The organism is Pseudomonas putida (genome assembly GCF_030159595.1).
Classification (GTDB): domain Bacteria; phylum Pseudomonadota; class Gammaproteobacteria; order Pseudomonadales; family Pseudomonadaceae; genus Aquipseudomonas; species Aquipseudomonas putida_AC.
In genome coordinates this window covers 167,192-185,983 of sequence record NZ_BSKJ01000002.1, presented here as the reverse complement: position 1 = coordinate 185,983, position 18,792 = coordinate 167,192, and the positions used below count along the sequence as shown (strand labels likewise).

At 62.9% G+C, this 18,792-nt stretch carries 17 protein-coding genes and 1 pseudogene; 7 read left to right on the top strand and 11 right to left on the bottom strand.

The genetic code is table 11. The features are described 5' to 3' along the window. Positions 1-97 precede the first annotated feature (97 nt). The 3 genes from QQL85_RS05175 (at position 98) to QQL85_RS05165 (ending at position 2,146) form a co-directional block, all read left to right on the top strand. A complete protein-coding gene (locus QQL85_RS05175; RefSeq protein WP_284353323.1) occupies positions 98-787 on the top strand; it encodes a hypothetical protein in 690 nt (229 codons plus the stop codon). Positions 788-849: 62 nt separating this feature from the next. Further along, a complete protein-coding gene (locus QQL85_RS05170) occupies positions 850-1,536 on the top strand; it encodes a hypothetical protein (protein ID WP_284353324.1) in 687 nt (228 codons plus the stop codon). After that, positions 1,523-2,146: a hypothetical protein gene (locus QQL85_RS05165; protein ID WP_274080232.1), complete on the top strand. Its 624-nt coding sequence runs from the start codon at positions 1,523-1,525 to the stop codon at positions 2,144-2,146. The genes QQL85_RS05170 and QQL85_RS05165 overlap by 14 nt, the downstream gene beginning before the upstream one ends. Here QQL85_RS05165 and QQL85_RS05160 read toward each other — a convergent pair. The 9 genes and pseudogenes from QQL85_RS05160 to QQL85_RS05120 form a co-directional block, all read right to left on the bottom strand. After that, positions 2,143-2,739 (bottom strand): MarC family protein, encoded by a 597-nt coding sequence (locus QQL85_RS05160; RefSeq protein WP_016712205.1) that lies wholly within the window; start codon positions 2,737-2,739, stop codon positions 2,143-2,145. The two genes, QQL85_RS05165 and QQL85_RS05160, sit on opposite strands and share 4 nt — an antisense overlap. A gap of 37 nt (positions 2,740-2,776) precedes the next feature. After that, positions 2,777-5,548, bottom strand: a pseudogene (locus QQL85_RS05155) (response regulator). A gap of 135 nt (positions 5,549-5,683) precedes the next feature. Then, positions 5,684-6,979, bottom strand: coding sequence for a phosphoribosylamine--glycine ligase (purD, locus tag QQL85_RS05150; protein ID WP_284353325.1), 1,296 nt, complete (start codon positions 6,977-6,979; stop codon positions 5,684-5,686). Between the two features lie 147 nt (positions 6,980-7,126). After that, positions 7,127-8,734 (bottom strand): bifunctional phosphoribosylaminoimidazolecarboxamide formyltransferase/IMP cyclohydrolase, encoded by a 1,608-nt coding sequence (purH, locus tag QQL85_RS05145; RefSeq protein WP_284353326.1) that lies wholly within the window; start codon positions 8,732-8,734, stop codon positions 7,127-7,129. A gap of 81 nt (positions 8,735-8,815) precedes the next feature. Next, the gene (fis, locus tag QQL85_RS05140; RefSeq protein WP_012274390.1) at positions 8,816-9,136 is read right to left on the bottom strand and encodes a DNA-binding transcriptional regulator Fis; all 321 of its coding nucleotides are present in this window, start codon (positions 9,134-9,136) and stop codon (positions 8,816-8,818) included. Continuing rightward, positions 9,133-10,146, bottom strand: a complete 1,014-nt coding sequence (dusB, locus tag QQL85_RS05135; protein WP_284353327.1) for a tRNA dihydrouridine synthase DusB — start codon at positions 10,144-10,146, stop codon at positions 9,133-9,135. The genes fis and dusB overlap by 4 nt, the downstream gene beginning before the upstream one ends. A 255-nt stretch (positions 10,147-10,401) precedes the next feature. Then, a complete protein-coding gene (locus QQL85_RS05130) occupies positions 10,402-11,763 on the bottom strand; it encodes a DUF3426 domain-containing protein (RefSeq protein ID WP_284353328.1) in 1,362 nt (453 codons plus the stop codon). A 42-nt stretch (positions 11,764-11,805) separates the two neighbouring features. Beyond that, entirely contained in the window at positions 11,806-12,684 is an 879-nt protein-coding gene (gene prmA / locus QQL85_RS05125) for a 50S ribosomal protein L11 methyltransferase (protein ID WP_284353329.1), read from the bottom strand. 115 nt (positions 12,685-12,799) lie between these two features. Beyond that, entirely contained in the window at positions 12,800-13,255 is a 456-nt protein-coding gene (locus QQL85_RS05120; RefSeq protein WP_284353330.1) for a MaoC family dehydratase, read from the bottom strand. A 143-nt stretch (positions 13,256-13,398) separates the two neighbouring features. Here QQL85_RS05120 and QQL85_RS05115 point away from each other — a divergent pair, with 143 nt between their 5' ends. Genes QQL85_RS05115 through QQL85_RS05105 form a run of 3 tightly spaced genes read left to right on the top strand, consistent with a single transcriptional unit; the run spans position 13,399 to position 15,074 of the window. Further along, the gene (locus tag QQL85_RS05115) at positions 13,399-13,761 is read left to right on the top strand and encodes a CidA/LrgA family protein (RefSeq protein WP_284353331.1); all 363 of its coding nucleotides are present in this window, start codon (positions 13,399-13,401) and stop codon (positions 13,759-13,761) included. After that, positions 13,758-14,474 carry an LrgB family protein gene (locus QQL85_RS05110; protein WP_105946273.1) on the top strand — a complete coding sequence of 239 codons (717 nt, stop codon included), beginning with the start codon at positions 13,758-13,760 and terminating at the stop codon, positions 14,472-14,474. Before QQL85_RS05115 ends, QQL85_RS05110 begins: the two co-directional genes overlap by 4 nt. A 9-nt stretch (positions 14,475-14,483) precedes the next feature. Then, positions 14,484-15,074, top strand: a complete 591-nt coding sequence (locus tag QQL85_RS05105; RefSeq protein WP_284353332.1) for an LON peptidase substrate-binding domain-containing protein — start codon at positions 14,484-14,486, stop codon at positions 15,072-15,074. A gap of 128 nt (positions 15,075-15,202) precedes the next feature. On the opposite strand, the gene QQL85_RS05100 is transcribed toward QQL85_RS05105, so the two are convergent. Together QQL85_RS05100 and QQL85_RS05095 are read right to left on the bottom strand one after the other, a co-directional pair. Further along, complete coding sequence (locus QQL85_RS05100) at positions 15,203-16,519, bottom strand: bifunctional DedA family/phosphatase PAP2 family protein (RefSeq protein ID WP_284353333.1); 1,317 nt, start codon at positions 16,517-16,519, stop codon at positions 15,203-15,205. Positions 16,520-16,521: 2 nt separating this feature from the next. Then, on the bottom strand, positions 16,522-17,190 hold the full coding sequence (locus QQL85_RS05095) for a DNA-3-methyladenine glycosylase (RefSeq protein WP_284353334.1): 669 nt from the start codon (positions 17,188-17,190) through the stop codon (positions 16,522-16,524). Positions 17,191-17,520: 330 nt separating this feature from the next. Between QQL85_RS05095 and QQL85_RS05090 the strand changes: the two genes are divergently transcribed. Continuing rightward, positions 17,521-18,792, top strand: coding sequence for a glutamate-5-semialdehyde dehydrogenase (locus tag QQL85_RS05090; RefSeq protein ID WP_284353335.1), 1,272 nt, complete (start codon positions 17,521-17,523; stop codon positions 18,790-18,792).

Sequence of the window (18,792 nt, the reverse complement as noted above, 5' to 3'; positions counted from 1 at the left end):
ACCGAGGGAACCGGTTCATGCCTGTTCCCACGTCGTTTACGGCATAGGGTGAATGCCCCTCGATGATTCCCGTCGAGGGCATTCAAGGACCCTTTCTATGAACGATATCAACGTATCCAGTGGCGACAGCATTGCTGTTGTCGAACAATCTCTTCTGGCGCTGAGTGCAGGCATGTCGGCGCAAAGCCGGCGCGATGCCAAGACCACCTTCCAGTTCGCTTCTCGCGTGGCGTCCAAGTTGCATGACCGCGACGGTGAGTCCGAAGCCTGGTTCAACAAGTTTCTGGAAGTGATGCGCACCCTGGGCTGGGTGGCGGGCCGGCGTTCTTACGAGCGTGACTATGACAAGAGCGCATCGCTGACCATGGGTCCGATCGCGTTCAAGGTCGCCAGTGCCGCAGGTAAAGCCCTGCTCGGCGGGCCGGTAGGCGAGGCCATGGCCAAGCTGGCCGGCGATGCCATCACTGCACTCGGCAACATCGAAGACGCACAGAAAATCTACAAACAGAACGTCAAAGGCAACCCCGTCTCGACCACGGGATTGGGGACGTGCATCGAAACGCCCGAGGGCGAATTGTTCATGCTGGTAAACGCATTCAGCGCTTCGCCAAGCGAAAACGACCTGAATACCACGGTGTTCGAATGGAAGAGTTCGAGCAAGGACCGTTACTGCGGTTCGGCTGTACTTGCCTTGAACGAAGTGGTGTACACCGATCAGGTTCGCGCAACGATCGAACAGAAGCTCGCGGACAAGGCCGTCAAGGCCGCCGACGAATACGAGATTTGATAGCAAACGGGGCCTGCGGGCCCCGTTCTTCATTCTGCAAGTTTGATATTCGAGGTATTGCGATGAGTAAGGAAGGCTATTCCTTATGGCTCGTTGGCGGCACCGCACTGCTGGTCGCGGATACGGCGCAGCCCTTGAGGCAGTATGCGCTGGACTCGATTCTGTTTGCCCAGTTGCGCTCGGACAAATTGAACGGCTCACGGTTCACCCGCTACGGGCGCTGGTACAGCGGATACCGTACGGCCCTGGAGGAGCGCGGTTGGGTGATCGTGCGCAGTCGCAGTGATCACCAGCAGTCGCAGGTTGGGCAATCACTGGTGCCGGTTCAGCGGCTCAGCGACGATTTGCAGGCCCGTCATCCCAGCCTGTCGGGCCATCTGCGGGCTGCCATTACCCAGCTCTCGCAGGGGGCGATGCAGCAGCACCTGCAACCCTTCACACTGGCGGAGCAGGACAAGACCACACACTGCGCCTACGAGCTGGGCGTGATGCTGCCCGATGCGTCTCTGGAGATGTGTGGGCTGGCGTTCAAGAGTGCCTTGCCTGCATCACAGATTCGTCCTGATACCCATTTGCAGCCTTTACCTGCCGAGGGGATAGACCTGCGGGCCAGTGCCGGAACATTGAGCGAATACCTGACCGTCGCTCATCGCCAAGGCCTGCACGATCTGCTTGAGCGAACGCAGCATGTTGGAAAAATTATAGATCTGGGCGTGTTGAAGCCGGAGGGTGACGATGCAACAGCATGAAGCCGTAGTCGTGGGCGCGAGCCTGGTTTCTTTCATTCCCGGCGTCAGCCTCGAACAGCGCAAGGCCGTGAAGCTTGCTTCGTTGTGGGCTGAGACCGTGACATTGAAAGATATGGCCGAAGAAACGCGCCAGGAACAGTACCAGTACTACCGCAAGAAATTAATGTTCCTGGGGTGGGACGCGAAGTCTGCTGAAGAGGTCCATTGGCCGGATCCACAGCGGCCAAAAATCGTAGACCAGGCGCTGAGCAAAATCGACGCCTTGGCAGGGCCTCGGCATTCCAGCTGCATGGCGTTGGCGTTCGAGGTATTGAAGAGAAATGGCAAGGCCTTGTTGCATTTCGAGTCCCGCAGCAAGGGCCGGGAGCAGTTTCAGTTGTTGTCTTGTGCGCCAGTCAGTAGCAATTATGTGGACATTGTGGTGTATCACGAGGCTGGCACCATATCTGCCTTTACCAGCGGTTTTCTGTTTCGTGAGCGCCGCAACATGCATGTGACCGCAGAGCTGGTGCGTTTCAATACGCGCCTGTTCAACCAGGAGCGTCGCAGTGCTGTCGAGCGTGCACTGGTGACAATTGCCTTGAAGGAAATCGTGGAAATGGAGGTTTAGGGCATCAGGTAACCCTTGATGCCGGTAAAGATGATCTGCGCTGCCAATGCGCAGACAAACAGGCCCATCAAACGGCTGACGATCTGCAGGCCCTGCTCGCCAAGAATGCGTTCGATACCGTGTGACAGGTACAGCACCAGGCCCACGGTGAAGCTGGCCAGGGCAATGCTGATGATGGCCAGCAACTTGTCATCCCAGTGCGGCTGGCCGACGCCCATCACCAGCAGGGCACCAATGGTGCCGGGGCCGACGGTCAGCGGAATGGTCAGCGGCACGATGGTTACATCCTGCTGCACGTTGTCGGCCTGCACGGCCGGTTTGCCTTGGGCCATGCCCAAGGCCGAGATGAACAGCACGCTGCCGGCACCGATGCGGAAGGCGTCGGCGGTGATGCCAAAGATACCGAAGATCACCCGCCCGAACAGGTACAGCAGTACGCTGGCGACCAGCGCTGCGAAGGCCACCTTCCAGGCCAGTTGCTTGCGCTCCTTGCTGGAGTGGCCGCGTGTCAGGCTGATGAAGCACGACAGCACGAAGAACGGGCTGTAGAGCACGAGCATTTTCAGGTAGACGCTGAACAACTCATGGAGCATGGGGCGTAGTCCTCAGCAATGCAGATGCTTGTGTCAGCTAGGAAGTATGCGCCGGATCTACCTTGGTTTCCCGCTGGTTGGCCCAGTACTGGATCAGTTCGCGCAACTGCGACAATTCCACCGGCTTGGCCATGTGCCCGTCCATGCCCGCCAGCCGCGCGCGTTCCTTGTGTTCGGTCAGGATGTGCGCCGTCAGCGCCACCACCGGCGTGCGCTGGCGCTGGTTGGCCGCTTCCCAGGCGCGCAGCTGCTGGGTGGCCGAAAAGCCGTCCAGTATCGGCATCTCGCAGTCCATCAACACCAGGTCATAGTGCTGCGCTTTCATCGCCTGCAGGGCTTCTTCGCCATTGCAGGCGGTGTCGGGCTCGAGGTTGAGCTTGCCGAGCATGCCGCGGATCACCTTGGTCGAAATACTGTTGTCCTCGGCGACCAGCACGCGGAAGTTGCCAGGCAGGTCCAGCGCCTGCGGGATGCCAGGCAGACTGGCAGGCACCGCCTGCTCGCGGCCACGCTGTGCGAGCTCCTCGGCCAGGGTGGTTTTCAGCGTGTAGCCGGCCACCGGCTTGGCCAGTATCCGCTTGACCCCTGCGTTGCGCGCAATGACCTTGCTCGGCGCATTGCTGATGCCGGTGAGCATCACCACCAGGATGTCGTGGTTCAGACTCGGGTCTTCCTTGATCTTGGCGGCCAGCTGCATGCCGGTCATGCCGGGCATGTTCTGGTCCAGCAGCACGGCGTCGAAGTAGTCGCGCAGGTGCGCTTTGGTACGCAGCAGGGCCAGCGCTTCCTTGCCCGATGGCACCGCGCTGACGTTCATGCCCCAGGCGCTGCACTGCTGTACCAGCACCTTGCGGCAGGTGTCGTTGTCGTCCACGACAAGCACGCGGGCATCGCGCAGCGGGCCTTCGAGGTCGGCCGGTGGTTGTTCCAGGCGTGAAGGGTCCAGCGGCAAGGTCAGCCACAGGGTGTTGCCCATACCGGTGCTGCTCTTGATGCCGAACTCGCCCTGCATCAGGCCGATCAGCTGCTTGGCAATGACCAGGCCAAGGTGGCCGCCCAGCTTGTTGCTGGACAGGAAGTGGTGGCTGTGCAACTCGGCCTGCAGCAAGGCTTCGCGGTCGGCGGCGGGCAGCGGGTCGCCGCTGTCCTGCACGGCAATACGCAGGCGTGGCACCTCGCCGCGCTGGTCCAGCGCCACCACCAGCAGGATCTCGCCCTGGTCGGTATTTTTCAGCGCATTCTCCAGCAGGCTCGACAGGGCCTAGCGCAGGCGTGTCGGGTCGCCGCTGATCACGCGCGGCACCTGTGGCTGGGTGAAGCTGATCAGCTCGATGTTTTGTTGCTCGGCCTTGGCGCGGAAGATGTTCAGGCAATCCTCGATCAGCGCGTTAAGGTCGAATTGCACATCATCCAGTTCGATCTGCCGGGATTCCAGCTTGGAAATGTCGAGAATTTCGTTGATCAGCGTGAGCAGCTCGTTACCGGCGCTGTGAATGGTCTGCACATAGTCGCGTTGCTTGACTGACAGCGGCGTACCCAGCAGCAGCTCGGTCATGCCCAGCACACCGTTCATGGGGGTACGGATTTCGTGGCTGATCTTGGCCAAGAACTCGGCCTTGGCATTGATTTCGGCATCGCTGGCGGCCAGTGCACGGCTGGCGCTGAAGCGCTCCTCGCTCATGCGGCGCAGGCGTTCGCTGACGGCCAGGTTCAGCAGCAGGCCGCTGACCACGGTCAGGCCCAACAGGATGCACAGCAACCAGGGCGTCGAGGTGCGGGTCAGGCCCAGCAAGGCCGGCAGCAGTACCAGGCCACCCAGGTTGAACACCACCATGGCCAGGCTGAACAGGCGCCCGGGTGCATAACCACGGTACCAGTGGTAGCTGCTGACCAGCAGCATGCTCACGCTGCCCAAGGCCAGCAGGGCGTAGGTCATCAGGTTGAGGGGCAGGGTGTCGACGAACAGCAGCACCAGGCCGCTGACCCCGACCACCAGCATTTCACCTTGCAGCAGGCGGTTAAGCCGTGGCGAATTGCACGGGGTGAAGAAATGCTGGGTGAAATACAGCCCGGCCAGGCCTGCCAGCACCAGCGTCAGGTAGGCGGCGGGTGTTTGCGCGTTGTGCCACACATGCCACCAAGGGCCGCTGAGATTCAGCAGGATCAGACCGCTGAGCAGCATCAGGCCGTGGTACAGCGCCAGGATCAGGGTGGTGGTGGAACGGCTGTAGAGGAAGCGGATCAGGTTGTGCATGATCAGCATCACCAGGCCGCCGAACAGCATGCCGAACAGCAGGGGCTGGCTTTGGTCTGAAGCCGCTACGGCTGCCGGTTCCAGGCTGATGGCCGGGCGCAGCTGGTGTTCTGAGACCAGGCGCAGGTAGATGTCCAGCGGTTGTTTGCTGTTGGGCAGGGGTAACACATGGTCGCTGCCACGCAGGGTGGGGCTGGCGTTGCCGGCCAGGCGCCCGTGGTGCAGCTGACGCAGAAGTTGGTTGCCCTCCAGGGCATAGAGGTCCAGGCCAGAAAGGTCTGGGGCAAATACCCGCAGCAGTTGTTCCTGGTCGCCGGGTTGCAGGCGATAGTGCAGCCACAAGGCCTGCTCTGCGGGGGCAGCATCCAGTTCGGCGAGGATCAGCGGGCTGAACTGGTTGCGGTAGCGCTCGGAGCGCACATCGCTCAGTTGCAGGTTGGCCTGTTCGTCGAGCAGAACGGTCCAGCCTCCGTCATGTTCGGCAGCTGCCGGGAACATGCAGAGCAAGGTCAGCAAGCTGACGATCAGAGCTGAGGCAATCCGAAGCCGACGCACTACGAAATCCCTTCTTGGTCGATGTGCCGGGTACTCACTATGCGCGGCGCGCCAAGTCGAAGGCAAGGCCCGTGCCGGGCCTTGTCGACGAGCCGGATGCCGTACGCTGAAAGCGCTACGGCGCTCCGGTAGTACTTACTGCTGGTGCTCACCGCGCTCGCGGGCGATGGCCCGATAACCGATGTCGGTACGGTAGAAGCTGCCGCTCCAGCTCACTTCCTTGGCCAGACGGTAAGCTTGCTGCTGCGCGTCAGCAACGGTGCTGCCCATGGCGGTGGCACACAAGACGCGGCCGCCGTTGGTAACCACTTGGCCATCCTTGAGCGAAGTACCGGCATGGAACACCTTGCCTTCGATCTTGGCCGCAGCGTCCAGGCCGCTGATGGCGTCGCCCTTGGCATAGTCGCCCGGGTAACCGCCAGCTGCCAGCACCACGCCCAGGCTCGGGCGCGGGTCCCACTGGGCTTCGACCTTGTCCAGTGCCTTGGCGAAGGCGGCTTCGATCAACAGGACCAGGCTCGACTCCAGGCGCAGCATGACCGGCTGGGTCTCTGGGTCGCCGAAGCGGCAGTTGAACTCGATGACCTTGGGGTTGCCCGCCTTGTCGATCATCAGGCCCGCGTAGAGGAAGCCGGTGTAGACGTTACCTTCCTCGGCCATGCCGCGCACGGTCGGCCAGATGACCTGGTCCATCACGCGCTGGTGAACGTCGGCGGTGACCACCGGGGCAGGGGAATAGGCACCCATGCCGCCCGTGTTCGGGCCGGTGTCCTGGTCGCCGACGCGCTTGTGGTCCTGGCTGGTGGCCATGGGCAGCACGTTGTGGCCGTCGACCATGACGATGAAGCTGGCTTCCTCGCCGTCGAGGAACTCTTCGATCACCACACGCGAACCGGCTTCACCGAAGGCGTTGCCGGCCAGCATGTCACGCACGGCGGCTTCGGCTTCTTCGAGGGTCATGGCGACGATCACGCCTTTGCCCGCAGCCAGGCCGTCGGCCTTGATCACGATTGGCGCGCCTTTTTCTTGCAGGTAGGCCAGCGCCGGCTCGATCTCGGTAAAGTTCTGGTAGTCGGCGGTCGGGATCTTGTGGCGTGCCAGGAAGTCCTTGGTGAAAGCCTTGGAGCCTTCCAGCTGGGCCGCGCCCTTGGTTGGGCCGAAGCAGTCCAGGCCACGGCTGCGGAACAGGTCGACCACACCGATGACCAGCGGTGCTTCCGGGCCGACGATGGTCAGGTCGACGTTCTTCTCGGCGAAGTCGGCCAGTTGCTCCAGGGCGCACACGTCGATGGCGACGTTCTCGCACTTGGCTTCAATGGCGGTACCGGCGTTGCCTGGGGCAACGAAGACTTTCTCGACGCGTGGGTCCTGGGCGACTTTCCAGGCCAGGGCGTGCTCACGGCCGCCGCTGCCGATGATCAAAACTTTCATGTCAAAACCTCGATTAAGGTGATCTCAAGGCGAGTGACGAACCTTGTGGGAGCGGGCTTGCCCGCGAATGCGTCGGTGAATGCACCATCGTATTCGCGGGCAAGCCCGCTCCCACAGGACCTCGACTCGCCTCGGGATCCGCGTAATTTAGTGGCGGAAGTGGCGCATACCGGTGAACACCATTGCAATGCCGGCTTCGTCGGCAGCAGCAATGACTTCAGCGTCACGCATCGAACCACCCGGCTGGATCACGGCGCTGATACCCACTTTAGCCGCATTGTCGATGCCGTCACGGAACGGGAAGAACGCGTCCGAGGCCATGACCGCGCCCTGCACCTGCAGGCCAGCATGCTCGGCCTTGATTGCAGCAATGCGAGCGGAGTTGACGCGGCTCATCTGGCCAGCGCCTACGCCGATGGTCTGGCGCTGCTTGGCGTAGACAATGGCGTTGGACTTGACGAACTTGGCCACTTTCCAGGCGAACACCAGATCGTGGATTTCTTGCTCGGTCGGGGCACGCTTGGTGACGATTTTCAGGTCATCGGCGGTGATCATGCCGATATCACGGCTCTGCACCAGCAGGCCACCGTTGACGCGTTTGAAGTCCCAGCCGGCAGCGCGCTCGGCAGGCCACTCGCCGCATTCCAGCAGGCGTACGTTTTGCTTGGCAGCCACCACGTCACGGGCAGCCTGGGAAATTTTCGGGGCGATGATCACTTCGACGAACTGGCGGTCGACGATGGCCTGGGCGGTTTCGCCGTCCAGTTCACGGTTGAAGGCAATGATGCCGCCGAACGCCGACTCGGTGTCCGTGGCATAGGCCAGGTCGTAGGCCTTGCGGATGCCGCCTTCGTCTTCAGGCACAACGGCCACGCCGCACGGGTTGGCGTGCTTGACGATGACGCAGGCCGGCTTGACGAAGCTCTTCACGCACTCCAGCGCGGCGTCGGTGTCGGCCACGTTGTTGAACGACAGTTCCTTGCCCTGCAACTGGATGGCGGTGGAAATGCTGGCTTCGCCTTTTTTGGCTTCTACATAGAACGCCGCGCTCTGGTGCGGGTTCTCGCCGTAGCGCATTTCCTGAGCCTTGACGAACTGGCTGTTGAAGGTGCGCGGGAATTCGCTGCGATCGGCAGTCGAAAGGGTGTCCTTGGCCTGGTCGATGGTGCCCATGTAGTTGGCGATCATGCCGTCGTAGGCGGCAGTGTGCTCGAACGCCTTGAGCATCAGGTCGAAACGCTGGGCGTAGGTCAGGCCGCCGGCCTTGAGGCCTTCGACGATGCCGGCGTAGTCGCTGGCGTTGACCACGATGGCGACGTCTTTGTGGTTCTTGGCTGCCGAACGGACCATGGTCGGGCCGCCGATGTCGATGTTCTCGATGGCGGTCGGCAGGTCACAGCCAGGCTTGGAGATGGTGGCTTCGAACGGGTACAGGTTGACCGCGACCAGGTCGATCGGCTTGATACCGTGCTCGTTCATGATGGCGTCGTCGGTGCCGCGACGGCCGAGGATGCCACCGTGGATCTTCGGGTGCAGGGTCTTGACCCGGCCATCCATCATTTCGGCGAAGCCGGTGTAGTCGGCCACTTCCACCGCGTTCACGCCGTTGTCCTTGAGCAGCTTGTAGGTGCCGCCGGTGGACAGGATCTCGACACCGAGCTGCTGCAGCTCACGGGCGAATTCGAGGATACCGGTCTTGTCGGAGACGCTGATCAGGGCGCGGCGGACTGGCAGGCGGGTAGTCTGGTCGGTCATTTCGGGTTCCAATAACGCGGTGGAGTCAGCAAAAAAGGCGCCTCTGTTCAGGGAGCCGCCTTTTCTGGTTGGGATTCTGGCTTACAGCAAGTCGTACTGCTTGAGCTTCTTGCGCAGGGTGCCTCGGTTCAGTCCGAGCATCTCGCTGGCCTTGGTCTGGTTGCCCTTCACGTAGTTCATCACGCTTTCGAGCAGGGGCGCCTCGACTTCGGAGAGCACCAGGTTGTACACGTCCGTCACGGTCGCGCCTTCCAGGTGGGCGAAGTAGTTGTGCAGCGCCTTCTCGACGCTGTCGCGAAGGGTCTGGCCCTCTTCGCTCGGCGTGTTGAGGTGCTGTTTCAGGTTGGCGTTGTCGCTCACGGGCGTTGTTCCACTCACAAATGTCTCGGTCATCATCGTCATGCGGCCACCCCTTGTCCGTCCTCTGTCTCAAGGCTCTGTCGACGTTCACTGAAAAACGCGCGAACGTTGGCGCACTGCGCTTGTGTGTCTTCCAAAGCATTGAACCGGGAGCGAAACTCCTTGCCGCCGGGTCGTGTTGCCAGGTACCAGCCAACGTGCTTGCGGGCGATACGTACGCCCATCACATCGCCATAGAAGGCATGCAGCGCGGCCAGGTGCTCCAGCAGGATGCGTTCCACTTCGTCCAGCTGCGGCGCTGGCAAGTGTTCGCCAGTGCGCAGGTAATGCTCGATCTCGCGAAAGATCCACGGCCGCCCTTGGGCGGCCCGGCCGATCAACAGGCCATCGACCCCGGTGGCATCCAGCACCGCCCGGGCCTTTTCTGGCGAAGTGATATCGCCGTTGGCAAAAACCGGGATCGACACCGCCTGTTTGATGGCAGCGATGGTGTCGTATTCGGCTTCGCCTGTGTACAGGTCGGCGCGTGTGCGGCCGTGCACCGCCAGCGCCTGGATGCCAGCCTGTTCGGCGATCTTCGCCACGTTCAGGCCGTTCTTGTTCGCCCGGTCCCATCCGGTGCGGATCTTCAGGGTCACCGGGACATCCACGGCGCCGACAACGGCGTGGAGGATTTCGCTGACCAAGGCTTCATCTCTCAATAAAGCAGAGCCTGCAGCTTTGTTGCAGACTTTTTTTGCCGGGCAGCCCATGTTGATATCAATGATCTGGGCGCCCGCTTCGACGTTGGCCTTTGCTGCCGCTGCCATCATCTGCGCATCACCGCCGGCGATCTGCACCGAGCGTGGCTCGGGATCACCTTCATGGATGCGGCGCAGGCTCGACTTGCGGCTATTCCACAGGCTCATGTCGCTGCTGACCATTTCCGACACCACCATGCCCGCGCCCAGGCGCTTGCAAAGTGTACGGAAAGGCTGGTCCGTGACCCCGGCCATGGGCGCGAGGATCAGGTTGTTTCGCAGTGTGTATTGGCCGATGCGTACCGCCGACATAGGTGATCCCTGTTGTGGGGCCGAATCTTGGAGTTCGAAAAAGGGTTGGCATGATACCCGCTCTCGGTGACCGGATAAAGATGGATTTGGATAAAATCTGAACAGTTGTCGGCTTATGACTTTTGGTACGGCCGAGAGGCTGGGCCTTGCGCCTTCCTCTGTGGGAGCGGGCTTGCCCGCGAACACGGGCGAAGCCCGTGCCATCCACCGCGTCGCCTGCTTCGCGGGCAAGCCCGCTCCCACAGGGATTTGCGTTTACTCTGGAGAACGGAAGCTCAGGCTGTAGTTCACGGCCTTCGGCCCCGGGTCGAGGATGTCCAGGGCGATATGGATCGGCGTCTGGCTGGGCATGTCGCCGCGCCCGGCCAGTTCGCCGGACAGGTACTCGCTGGGCTTGAAGCGGCGGCTGGCGATCAGCTGGCCATTGAGGTCGGCAAAGCGCAGCTCCAGCAGCGGGAACGGCTGGGAGAACGGTGCGCGGTTGTAGATGATCGCATCGACGATCAGTGCGCCCTTGAAGTCCGGGTGGCTGCGCACCACCAGGTTGCTGCTCTTGATTCTTGCGATATCGACGCGGGTCGGCACCTTGCACCCGATCATCGGGCAAATTTGCTGGAAAATCGGCCGGTACTGGTCCTGGCGGGCCATTTCGTCGAAGTGGAACCACACATACTGGAAGGCCAGCAGGCCAGCAGCCAGCAGGGTCAGGAAGCCCCACAGCAGGCGCTTGCCCCAGTTGGGCGCGGGCTTTTCCCAGCCCAGCTGCAGCGGGTCGTCGACCACGTCGACCAACGGCTCCTTGCGTGCCGGGCGCTCGGGTTTGCTGGCAAAACCGGGTTCCAGGCGGTCGCCGGGTAGCGGCTCGTCAGGTTCGTCGTCGCGCGCCGACAGGTGCAGCGCTAGCGGCTCATCGTCGCGGGCGCTCAGGCCTTTTTCGGGTGTTTCGTCATCGCTGGCATGCAGCGATTCGCTGAATGCAGGCTGGTCATCGATCTCGGCCGCGCGTTGTACGCGGGGCTCGTCATCGATGTCCAGGTCAAGGTTGGCGCCCAGGGTCGGCTCGGTTCGCTCGCCGGGGGCAGGCTCCAAGTCCAGCTCCAGGGGCTGCGGCTCCAGCAGTACCGGGGCGGGCGCTGCTGGCGTCAGCGGCTCGAAGGGCTCATCGGTGGCGTTGCCGAACAGGTCGTCCGCATGCTCGTCCGGGTGCAGTTCGTCACGCCGTGCCTGCAGCCCGTCATCCTGGCTGGCTGGGCGTGCCGGGGCTGGCTGGCTGCGACGCTCCAGGCGTGCCAGCTCCTGATCGAGGTCCAGCGCATCCAGCGCCTGGGCAGTCAGTGCCCAGTCCTCGTCAGGCATGACGCTACGTTCGCGGGCGACCGTACCGGGCGTCATCGCTGGCTCGACCACGGGCTCGGCGGGTGCGGCTGGCACAGGCGCCGGCACCGCAGGTGCGCTGACCGTGTCGGCACGGTTCTGCTCCAGCAGTTGCTTGGCGGCATTGAACACCTGCAGGCAATGGCCGCAGCGCACTACGCCACGCGCCACGCTCAACTGGTGGTGGGTGACGCGAAAGCTGGTCTGGCAATGCGGGCACTGGGTGACGAAACTGTCGGTCATGCGGCAATCCGGGAGCTGTGCAGAGAAGTATTCTAGGCCCGCTTAGCGGCGGCGACCACTGATGCGCACCCAGCCGTCGCGCACGACGATCGGGGCCAGCTCGAAGTCGGCAGCGTAGGCGGCGGCCACTTCCTCGCCCTGCTCGGCCAGGATGCCCGACAGCGCTAGCAGGCCACCTGGGCGAACCAGGCCGGACAGCTGCGGCGCCAGCGACACCAATGGGCCAGCGAGGATGTTGGCGACCAGCACGTCGGCCTGCATGGCCGGCATGTGCTCGGGCAGGTACAGCGCCAGCTTTTCGTCGGCAATGCCGTTGCGCTGGGCGTTGTCGCGTGAAGCCTCGATGGCCTGCACGTCGATGTCGGTACCGACTGCCTCACGGGCGCCCAACAGCAGCGCGGCAATGGCCAGAATGCCCGAGCCGCAGCCGAAGTCCAGCACCTGGGTGCCTTCGAGTTGCTGGCCGTCGAGCCATTCCAGGCACAGGGCCGTGGTGGGGTGGGTGCCGGTGCCGAAGGCCAGGCCCGGGTCCAGCAGCAGGTTGACTGCGTCCTTTTCCGGGGCGTCGTGCCAGCTTGGCACGATCCACAGGCGGCGGCCGAAACGCATCGGCTGGAAGTTGTCCATCCAGCTGCGCTCCCAGTCCTGATCCTCGATCACCTCGGCCTGGTGCTCGGGCAGTTCGGCGCCGGTCAGCAGGCGCAGGTGGGCGAACACTTGCTCAGGGTCGGCATCGGCCTCGAACAGTGCCAGCAGGTGGGTGTGCGACCACAGCGGGGTGGTGTTGAGGTCTGGCTCGAAAATCGGTTGATCTTCGGCGTCCATGAACGTGACCGAGACAGCGCCTACTTCAAGCAGGGCGTCTTCGTAGGTTTCGGCTTGTTCCGGGCTGATGGCCAGGCGTACTTGCAGCCAGGGCATGGCGGGCACCTTTGGTAAATCGACAGGGGCAGCCCTAGGCTGCGCGAAGGCTGGCAGTTTACGCGAGTGCGGGGGATTTGTGGATCGGGGCGCACGCGGCGCCCCCCGGAATGCATCAGACAAAACACAGGGAGAGCGATTCAGCTATATAGGCAGGCTTCTCTTCACCGTCTATCTCTAGCGTGGCAATCGCCTTCAGCAACCATTGTCCCGGCTTTTTCTCCGTCACCTCGGCCAGGTCCACCTTCAACCGCACCTGGCTGTCGACCTTGACTGGCTGAATGAACCGCACGCTGTCCAGCCCATAGTTCACCACCATCTTCAGGCCTTGCGGCAGGACCAGGATGTCCTCGATCAGCTTGGGAATCAGCGACAACGTCAGGAAACCATGGGCAATCGTGCCGCCGAAGGGTGTTTTTGCCGCCTTTTCAGGATCGACATGAATGAACTGGAAATCGCCGGTTGCCTCGGCGAACAGGTTGATGCGCTGCTGGTCGATCTTGAGCCAGGCAGAGCGGCCCAGTTCCTTACCAACGTACTGCGAAAGCTCTGTAACCGGTACATAGGGCATCGCGGACTCTCCAGGTTGTCAGTTGGTACGAAAGTGCAAGATCAGCACGGCGAACCGTTTCAGTCAAGTTGCCCGCTTTTCGGCGAATATCGATCTATAGCCGTGCATGCTTATAATGGCGGCCATGCCCGAGGGAGATGCTTATGCTGTTGCGTGGTTTGACCTGGCTGGTGCTGTTCCAACTGCTGGGGACGGCGATCAATCACCTGTTCGTGCCGTTTTTGCCAGGGCCGATCATCGGCCTGTTGCTGCTGTTGTTCTTCCTCATGGCCCGCGGAGAGGTCGGCAAGCCGCTGAACGAGGCCGCCAGCAGCCTGCTGCGCTACCTGCCGCTGTTGCTGGTGCCACCGGCTGTGGGCGTGATGGTGTATGCCAAGGACATTGCTGCCGATTTCTGGGCCATTGCCGGGGCGTTGTTGATTTCTTGTCTGGTGACGCTGGTGTTTGTCGGTGTGCTGATGCAAAAGCTCATCCACCGTCAGGGCAAGCGCGAGGAGCAGCCATGATGCTCGACTGGCAAGGTGCGCTTGACGCGGTCGTCCATCATCCGTTGTTTGGTATCGGTATTACGCTTGGGGCTTATCAGGTGGTCCTGGCAGCTTATGAGAAGACCCGCTGGATTTTCCTGCAGCCGGTACTGGTGTCGATGTTGCTGGTGATCGGCGTGTTGCTGCTGTGTGGTATCGACTACAGCGAGTACCGCAAGAGCACCGAGATCATGAACATCCTGCTAGGGCCTGCCACCGTAGCCCTGGCTGTGCCGCTCTATCTCAACCTGCGGCGTATCCGCCAGCTGTTTTGGCCCACATTTACTACGCTGGTAGTCGGAGGCCTGTTCGCGACGTTGTGCTGCCTGTTGCTGGGTTGGTGGTTCGGTGCCGAACACATGATCCTGATGACCATGGCGCCGAAGTCCGTCACCTCGCCGATCGCCATGCTGGTGGCCGAACAGATTGGCGGCGTGGCGGCGTTGGCTGCGGTGTTCGTATTGATTACCGGGGTGATCGGGGCCATCTTCGGTCCGGCACTGTTGAGCCGCTTCGGGGTGCACAGCCCCGAGGCGCGAGGCATGTCGCTGGGTGTGACCGCGCACGCGGTGGGCACTTCGGTGGCCCTGCAGGAAAGTGATGAATGCGGCGCCTTTGCCGCGCTGGCGATGAGCCTGATGGGGGTGGCCACGGCGGTGTTCCTGCCGCTGGCGGTCAGCCTGGTGGCTTGAGGATATGTGATGACGCTACCGCTGTTTCCGCTCAATACCGTGCTGTTTCCCGGCTGCTTTCTCGATTTGCAGATTTTCGAGGCCCGCTACCTGGACATGATCGGCCGCTGCATGAAGCAGGGCGAAGGTTTTGGCGTGGTGTGCATCCTCGAAGGCGAACAGGTCGGCAAGGCGCCGCCGGTGGTCGCTTCGATTGGCTGTGAAGCGGTGATTCGCGACTTCGTGCAGCAGGACAACGGGTTACTGGGTATCCGCGTCGAAGGCGTGCGGCGCTTCAATCTGGACAGCACCGAAGTGCAGAAGGACCAGTTGCTGGTAGGGCAGGTGCAATGGTTGCCGGAGCAGGCGGACAGCCCGTTGCTGGAGGCGGACGACGACCTGTTGGCGCTGCTGGTGGCGCTGGGTGAGCACCCGATGGTCGAAGCACTGGACATGCCGAGGCCAGTGGACGGGCGGCAGGCGCTGTCCAATCAGCTGGCGTACCTGCTGCCGTTCATGGAAGAGGACAAGCTGGATCTGCTGACCCTTGACTCGCCGCAGCAGCGGCTGGGGGAGATCCAGAAGCTGCTGGAGCGGATTCAGGGTGAGTTGTTTGCCTGATTGTGATGCGCTGCCAATGCCGGCCTCTTCGCGGGTAAACCCGCTCCCACAGGGATGTCACAAATCCTGAGACCTGTGCAGTACTTGTGGGGGCGGGTTTACCCGCGAAGAGGCCGGTGCAGGCAACATCAATATTGATAGCGCAGTAAGGCCTGTGGCAGCGCATGCATGGCGAAGAACGCCAGCAGCGCCACGCAGGCCGGCAACACCAGCCACCACGCCCGCTGCGGCAAGGCTGGCAGTGTCTGGCGCCGTTGCACCAGGGTCAGGCTAAGCGCACACACGCAGCACGCCAGCAGTGCCCCGGCCAGAATGTCTGTCGGCCAGTGAGCCCCCAGGTAAACCCGCGACAGGGCAATCGCCAGCGCCGGAATGCAGCCCAGCATCACCCAGGTCAGGCGCATCCGCGGTGGTTGCCCGCGCCCGGCCAGCACCGCCATCACCAGGAAGAACGCAAACGACGCCGAACTATGCCCGCTCGGCATGCTGTAGCTGGTCAGCGGGTCGCTAAGCACTTCAGGGCGTGCCCGGGCGAACAGCCATTTCAGTGTGCCGTTGGCGATTGCCGTGCCCATCAGGGCGCCGGCAGCAAACATGGCGTGTCGCCACTGCCGGGCAAGCAGCAACAGGCCTGTGAGCAGCCCACCGAGGAAAAACTGGGTACGAAAATCGCCCAGCCGGGTCACCAGCACCACGGCGCCATCGATGGCCTGGCTACGGTGCTCCTGCACCAGCGTCATCACCCCTTGGTCGAATTCATGCAGGTAGGGCCAGCCGAGGAAGACCCCGGCCAAGGCGATGAAGCTCATGCCGGCGATCAGCCGGGTGCCATGGCGTTGGTCGCGAATACTGGTGTTCAGGCTTAGGCCGATGATTACGGCCAGGGTGCCAGCGATGATGCCGGCATCCAGCCAGAAGCCTTCGGGCAACGGCAGGCGCATGGCCGCGCCAGTCGCCCAGCCGGGCAGCAGGTAGGCGACCGACCAGCCGGCACCGGCTACCAGGCTGACCGCAATGAAGCGCGGCAGGGGCATGTCGAACATACCGGCGACCATGGGCAGCATCGGCCGCAGGGGGCCGATGAAGCGCCCTACCAGCAGGCTGGCAATGCCGTAGCGCTGGAAGTAGGTCTCAGCGCTGCCGATCCACTCCGGGTGGTGGCGTATGAGTGGCAGGCGCCGGATGTTCTGGTGGAAGTACTTGCCCACCGTGTACGACAGCGCGTCGCCCAAAAGGCCGCCAAGGAAGCCCAGCAGCAAGGTTTCGCCAAGGCTGAAGGCCCCGCTGCCGGCCAGTACCGCGACGGCGAACAGCAGCACGGTGCCCGGCACGATGATGCCTGCGATGGCCAGGCATTCAATGCAGGCCACCAGGAAAATCGCCAGGCCAAGCCACTGTGGGTTGGCACTTAGCCAGCCGGTCAGGCTGTCGAGCCATTGGCCCATGTTCAGCTTCCTTGTTCGAGAATGGAGAAGTCTCGGCCTTCGACTTGGCCGCGACGTAACGGGTTCCGCGTGCAGAAACGCGCATATTCGGCGTCGACGAAGCGGTAGGGCAGGTGTTCGTCACGCCCGTGCGGGATGCCCAGGCGCGCGGCCTGGATCACCCGTGGTACGGCGTTGCCGCAATCTTCCACATACAGCCGCTCGGCGTCGAAGCGCTGGGCGTCCCAGTGCGGTACCTTCAGGCCCAGGGCCCGGCATAGCAGGGTCTGGCCGGCGCACAGGCGCTCATCGGGGCGCGGCTTGCCGCTGGCATCGGGGTTGTTCAGTTGCATCTGCGCCAGGCTGTTCGGGCCTGACAGGGCATCCTGCCAAGGATAGGCGGACTTGATCAGCACCGCGTTGCCCGGCCCGTGAGCGCTGAAGTTCAGCGAGTCGCCGCCGCGGGCGTAGTACATATAGATGTGCCCGCCATCGAGGAACAGCGCCTTGCGCTTTTCGGTGTAGCCGAGCGAGGCGTGGCTGCCTTTGTCGGTGAGGTAGTAAGCCTCGGTCTCGATGATGCGTGCGGCCAGCCACAGGTCGCCGTGGCGATGGCGGATAACCTTGCCGAGCAGGGCCTTGGCCAGGGTCTGGGCGTCGCGGTCGAAAAAGCTGTCGGGCAGGGCGGGCATGCGGGCGGTTCGTGGCTGCAAAGGCGGGGATGATAGCAATGAATGGCTTAATCGAGGCTGAATCGAGTGTGGTATTGGCTGTGCTGGCCTCTTCGCGGGTGAACCCGCTCACACAGGTGTGGCACAGGTTCCAAGCCTTGTGAAATCACTGTGGGCGCGGGTTTACCCGCGAAGAGGCCGGCTCAGGTAGAGGAATTTTCGATAAGAGCGGTTACATCTTTCCTGCACATTGCCCCTGACCATTTTCTACCATCCGCCACCCGCCGCTGGGCGTACACCTGCGCGGCAGTTATAATCAGCCGATTTCCCCTTCGCCAAGACACCGAACCCATGACTGAGTCCGTTCTTGACTATATGACCCGCTTGGGTCGCGCTGCCCGTGAAGCTTCCCGGGTGATCGGCCGTGCCAGCACCGCGCAGAAGAACCGCGCCCTGCAAGCCGCCGCCGACGCGCTGGACGCTGCCCGTGCCGAACTGACTGCCGCCAACGAGCTGGACCTGGCCGCCGGCCGCGCCAATGGCCTGGAGCCGGCGCTGCTCGACCGCCTGGCGCTGACCCCGGCGCGTATCGACGGCATGATCACCGGCCTGCGCCAGGTGGCCAGCCTGCCGGACCCGGTCGGTGCCATCCGCGACATGAGCTACCGCCCATCGGGTATTCAGGTGGGCAAGATGCGCGCGCCGCTGGGGGTGATCGGGATCATCTACGAGTCGCGCCCGAACGTGACCATCGATGCCGCCAGCCTGTGCCTGAAGTCGGGTAACGCGACCATCCTGCGTGGCGGCTCCGAGGCCATCCACTCCAACCGCGCCATCGCCACCTGCATCCAGCGTGGCCTGGCCGCCGCCGACCTGCCGGCAGCCGTGGTGCAAGTGGTCGAGACCACCGACCGCGAAGCCGTTGGCGCGCTGATCAGCATGCCGCAATTCGTCGACGTCATCGTGCCGCGCGGCGGCCGTGGCCTGATCGAGCGCATCAGCCGCGATGCCCGGGTGCCGGTCATCAAGCACCTGGACGGCATCTGCCACGTCTACGTCAGCCAGCATGCCGACCTGGACAAGGCCTGGAACGTGGCCTTCAACGCCAAGACCTACCGCTATGGCATCTGTGGTGCCATGGAAACCCTGCTGGTCGATCAGCAAGTGGCCGAGCGCTTCCTGCCAGAAATGGCCCGCCGCTTCCAGGAGAAGGGTGTGGAGCTGCGTGGCTGCGAGCGTACCCGCGCGCTGATCGAGGCCAAACCGGCCACCGAAGACGACTGGCACACCGAGTACCTGGACGCGATCCTGTCGATCCGCGTCGTGGATGGCCTAGACCAGGCCATCGAGCACATCAACCACTATGGCTCGCACCACACCGACTCGATCATCAGCGAGCACCAGGGCGAAGCCCGCCAGTTCATGGCTGAAGTCGATTCGGCGTCGGTCATGCTCAACACCCCGACCTGCTTTGCCGACGGCTTCGAGTACGGCCTGGGCGCGGAAATCGGCATCTCCACCGACAAGCTGCATGCGCGTGGCCCGGTCGGCCTGGAAGGCCTGACTTGCGAGAAGTATGTGGTGATCGGCGACGGCCAGCTGCGCGGCCAAGGGTCGTGCTGA

What these genes read in the sequence shown, in the direction of transcription:
- dusB (WP_284353327.1), bottom strand. Translation starts at nt 10,146, where the DNA reads ATGTCGGCGGTACGCATCGGCCAATACACACTGCGAAACAACCTGATC.
- QQL85_RS05165 (WP_274080232.1), top strand. Translation starts at nt 1,523, where the DNA reads ATGCAACAGCATGAAGCCGTAGTCGTGGGCGCGAGCCTGGTTTCTTTC.
- QQL85_RS05095 (WP_284353334.1), bottom strand. Translation starts at nt 17,190, where the DNA reads ATGCCCGCCCTGCCCGACAGCTTTTTCGACCGCGACGCCCAGACCCTG.
- QQL85_RS05160 (WP_016712205.1), bottom strand. Translation starts at nt 2,739, where the DNA reads ATGCTCCATGAGTTGTTCAGCGTCTACCTGAAAATGCTCGTGCTCTAC.
- QQL85_RS05090 (WP_284353335.1), top strand. Translation starts at nt 17,521, where the DNA reads ATGACTGAGTCCGTTCTTGACTATATGACCCGCTTGGGTCGCGCTGCC.
- QQL85_RS05100 (WP_284353333.1), bottom strand. Translation starts at nt 16,519, where the DNA reads ATGGGCCAATGGCTCGACAGCCTGACCGGCTGGCTAAGTGCCAACCCA.
- QQL85_RS05175 (WP_284353323.1), top strand. Translation starts at nt 98, where the DNA reads ATGAACGATATCAACGTATCCAGTGGCGACAGCATTGCTGTTGTCGAA.
- QQL85_RS05130 (WP_284353328.1), bottom strand. Translation starts at nt 11,763, where the DNA reads ATGACCGACAGTTTCGTCACCCAGTGCCCGCATTGCCAGACCAGCTTT.
- QQL85_RS05170 (WP_284353324.1), top strand. Translation starts at nt 850, where the DNA reads ATGAGTAAGGAAGGCTATTCCTTATGGCTCGTTGGCGGCACCGCACTG.
- purD (WP_284353325.1), bottom strand. Translation starts at nt 6,979, where the DNA reads ATGAAAGTTTTGATCATCGGCAGCGGCGGCCGTGAGCACGCCCTGGCC.
- QQL85_RS05105 (WP_284353332.1), top strand. Translation starts at nt 14,484, where the DNA reads ATGACGCTACCGCTGTTTCCGCTCAATACCGTGCTGTTTCCCGGCTGC.
- QQL85_RS05120 (WP_284353330.1), bottom strand. Translation starts at nt 13,255, where the DNA reads ATGCCCTATGTACCGGTTACAGAGCTTTCGCAGTACGTTGGTAAGGAA.
- prmA (WP_284353329.1), bottom strand. Translation starts at nt 12,684, where the DNA reads ATGCCCTGGCTGCAAGTACGCCTGGCCATCAGCCCGGAACAAGCCGAA.
- purH (WP_284353326.1), bottom strand. Translation starts at nt 8,734, where the DNA reads ATGACCGACCAGACTACCCGCCTGCCAGTCCGCCGCGCCCTGATCAGC.
- QQL85_RS05110 (WP_105946273.1), top strand. Translation starts at nt 13,758, where the DNA reads ATGATGCTCGACTGGCAAGGTGCGCTTGACGCGGTCGTCCATCATCCG.
- QQL85_RS05115 (WP_284353331.1), top strand. Translation starts at nt 13,399, where the DNA reads ATGCTGTTGCGTGGTTTGACCTGGCTGGTGCTGTTCCAACTGCTGGGG.
- fis (WP_012274390.1), bottom strand. Translation starts at nt 9,136, where the DNA reads ATGACGATGATGACCGAGACATTTGTGAGTGGAACAACGCCCGTGAGC.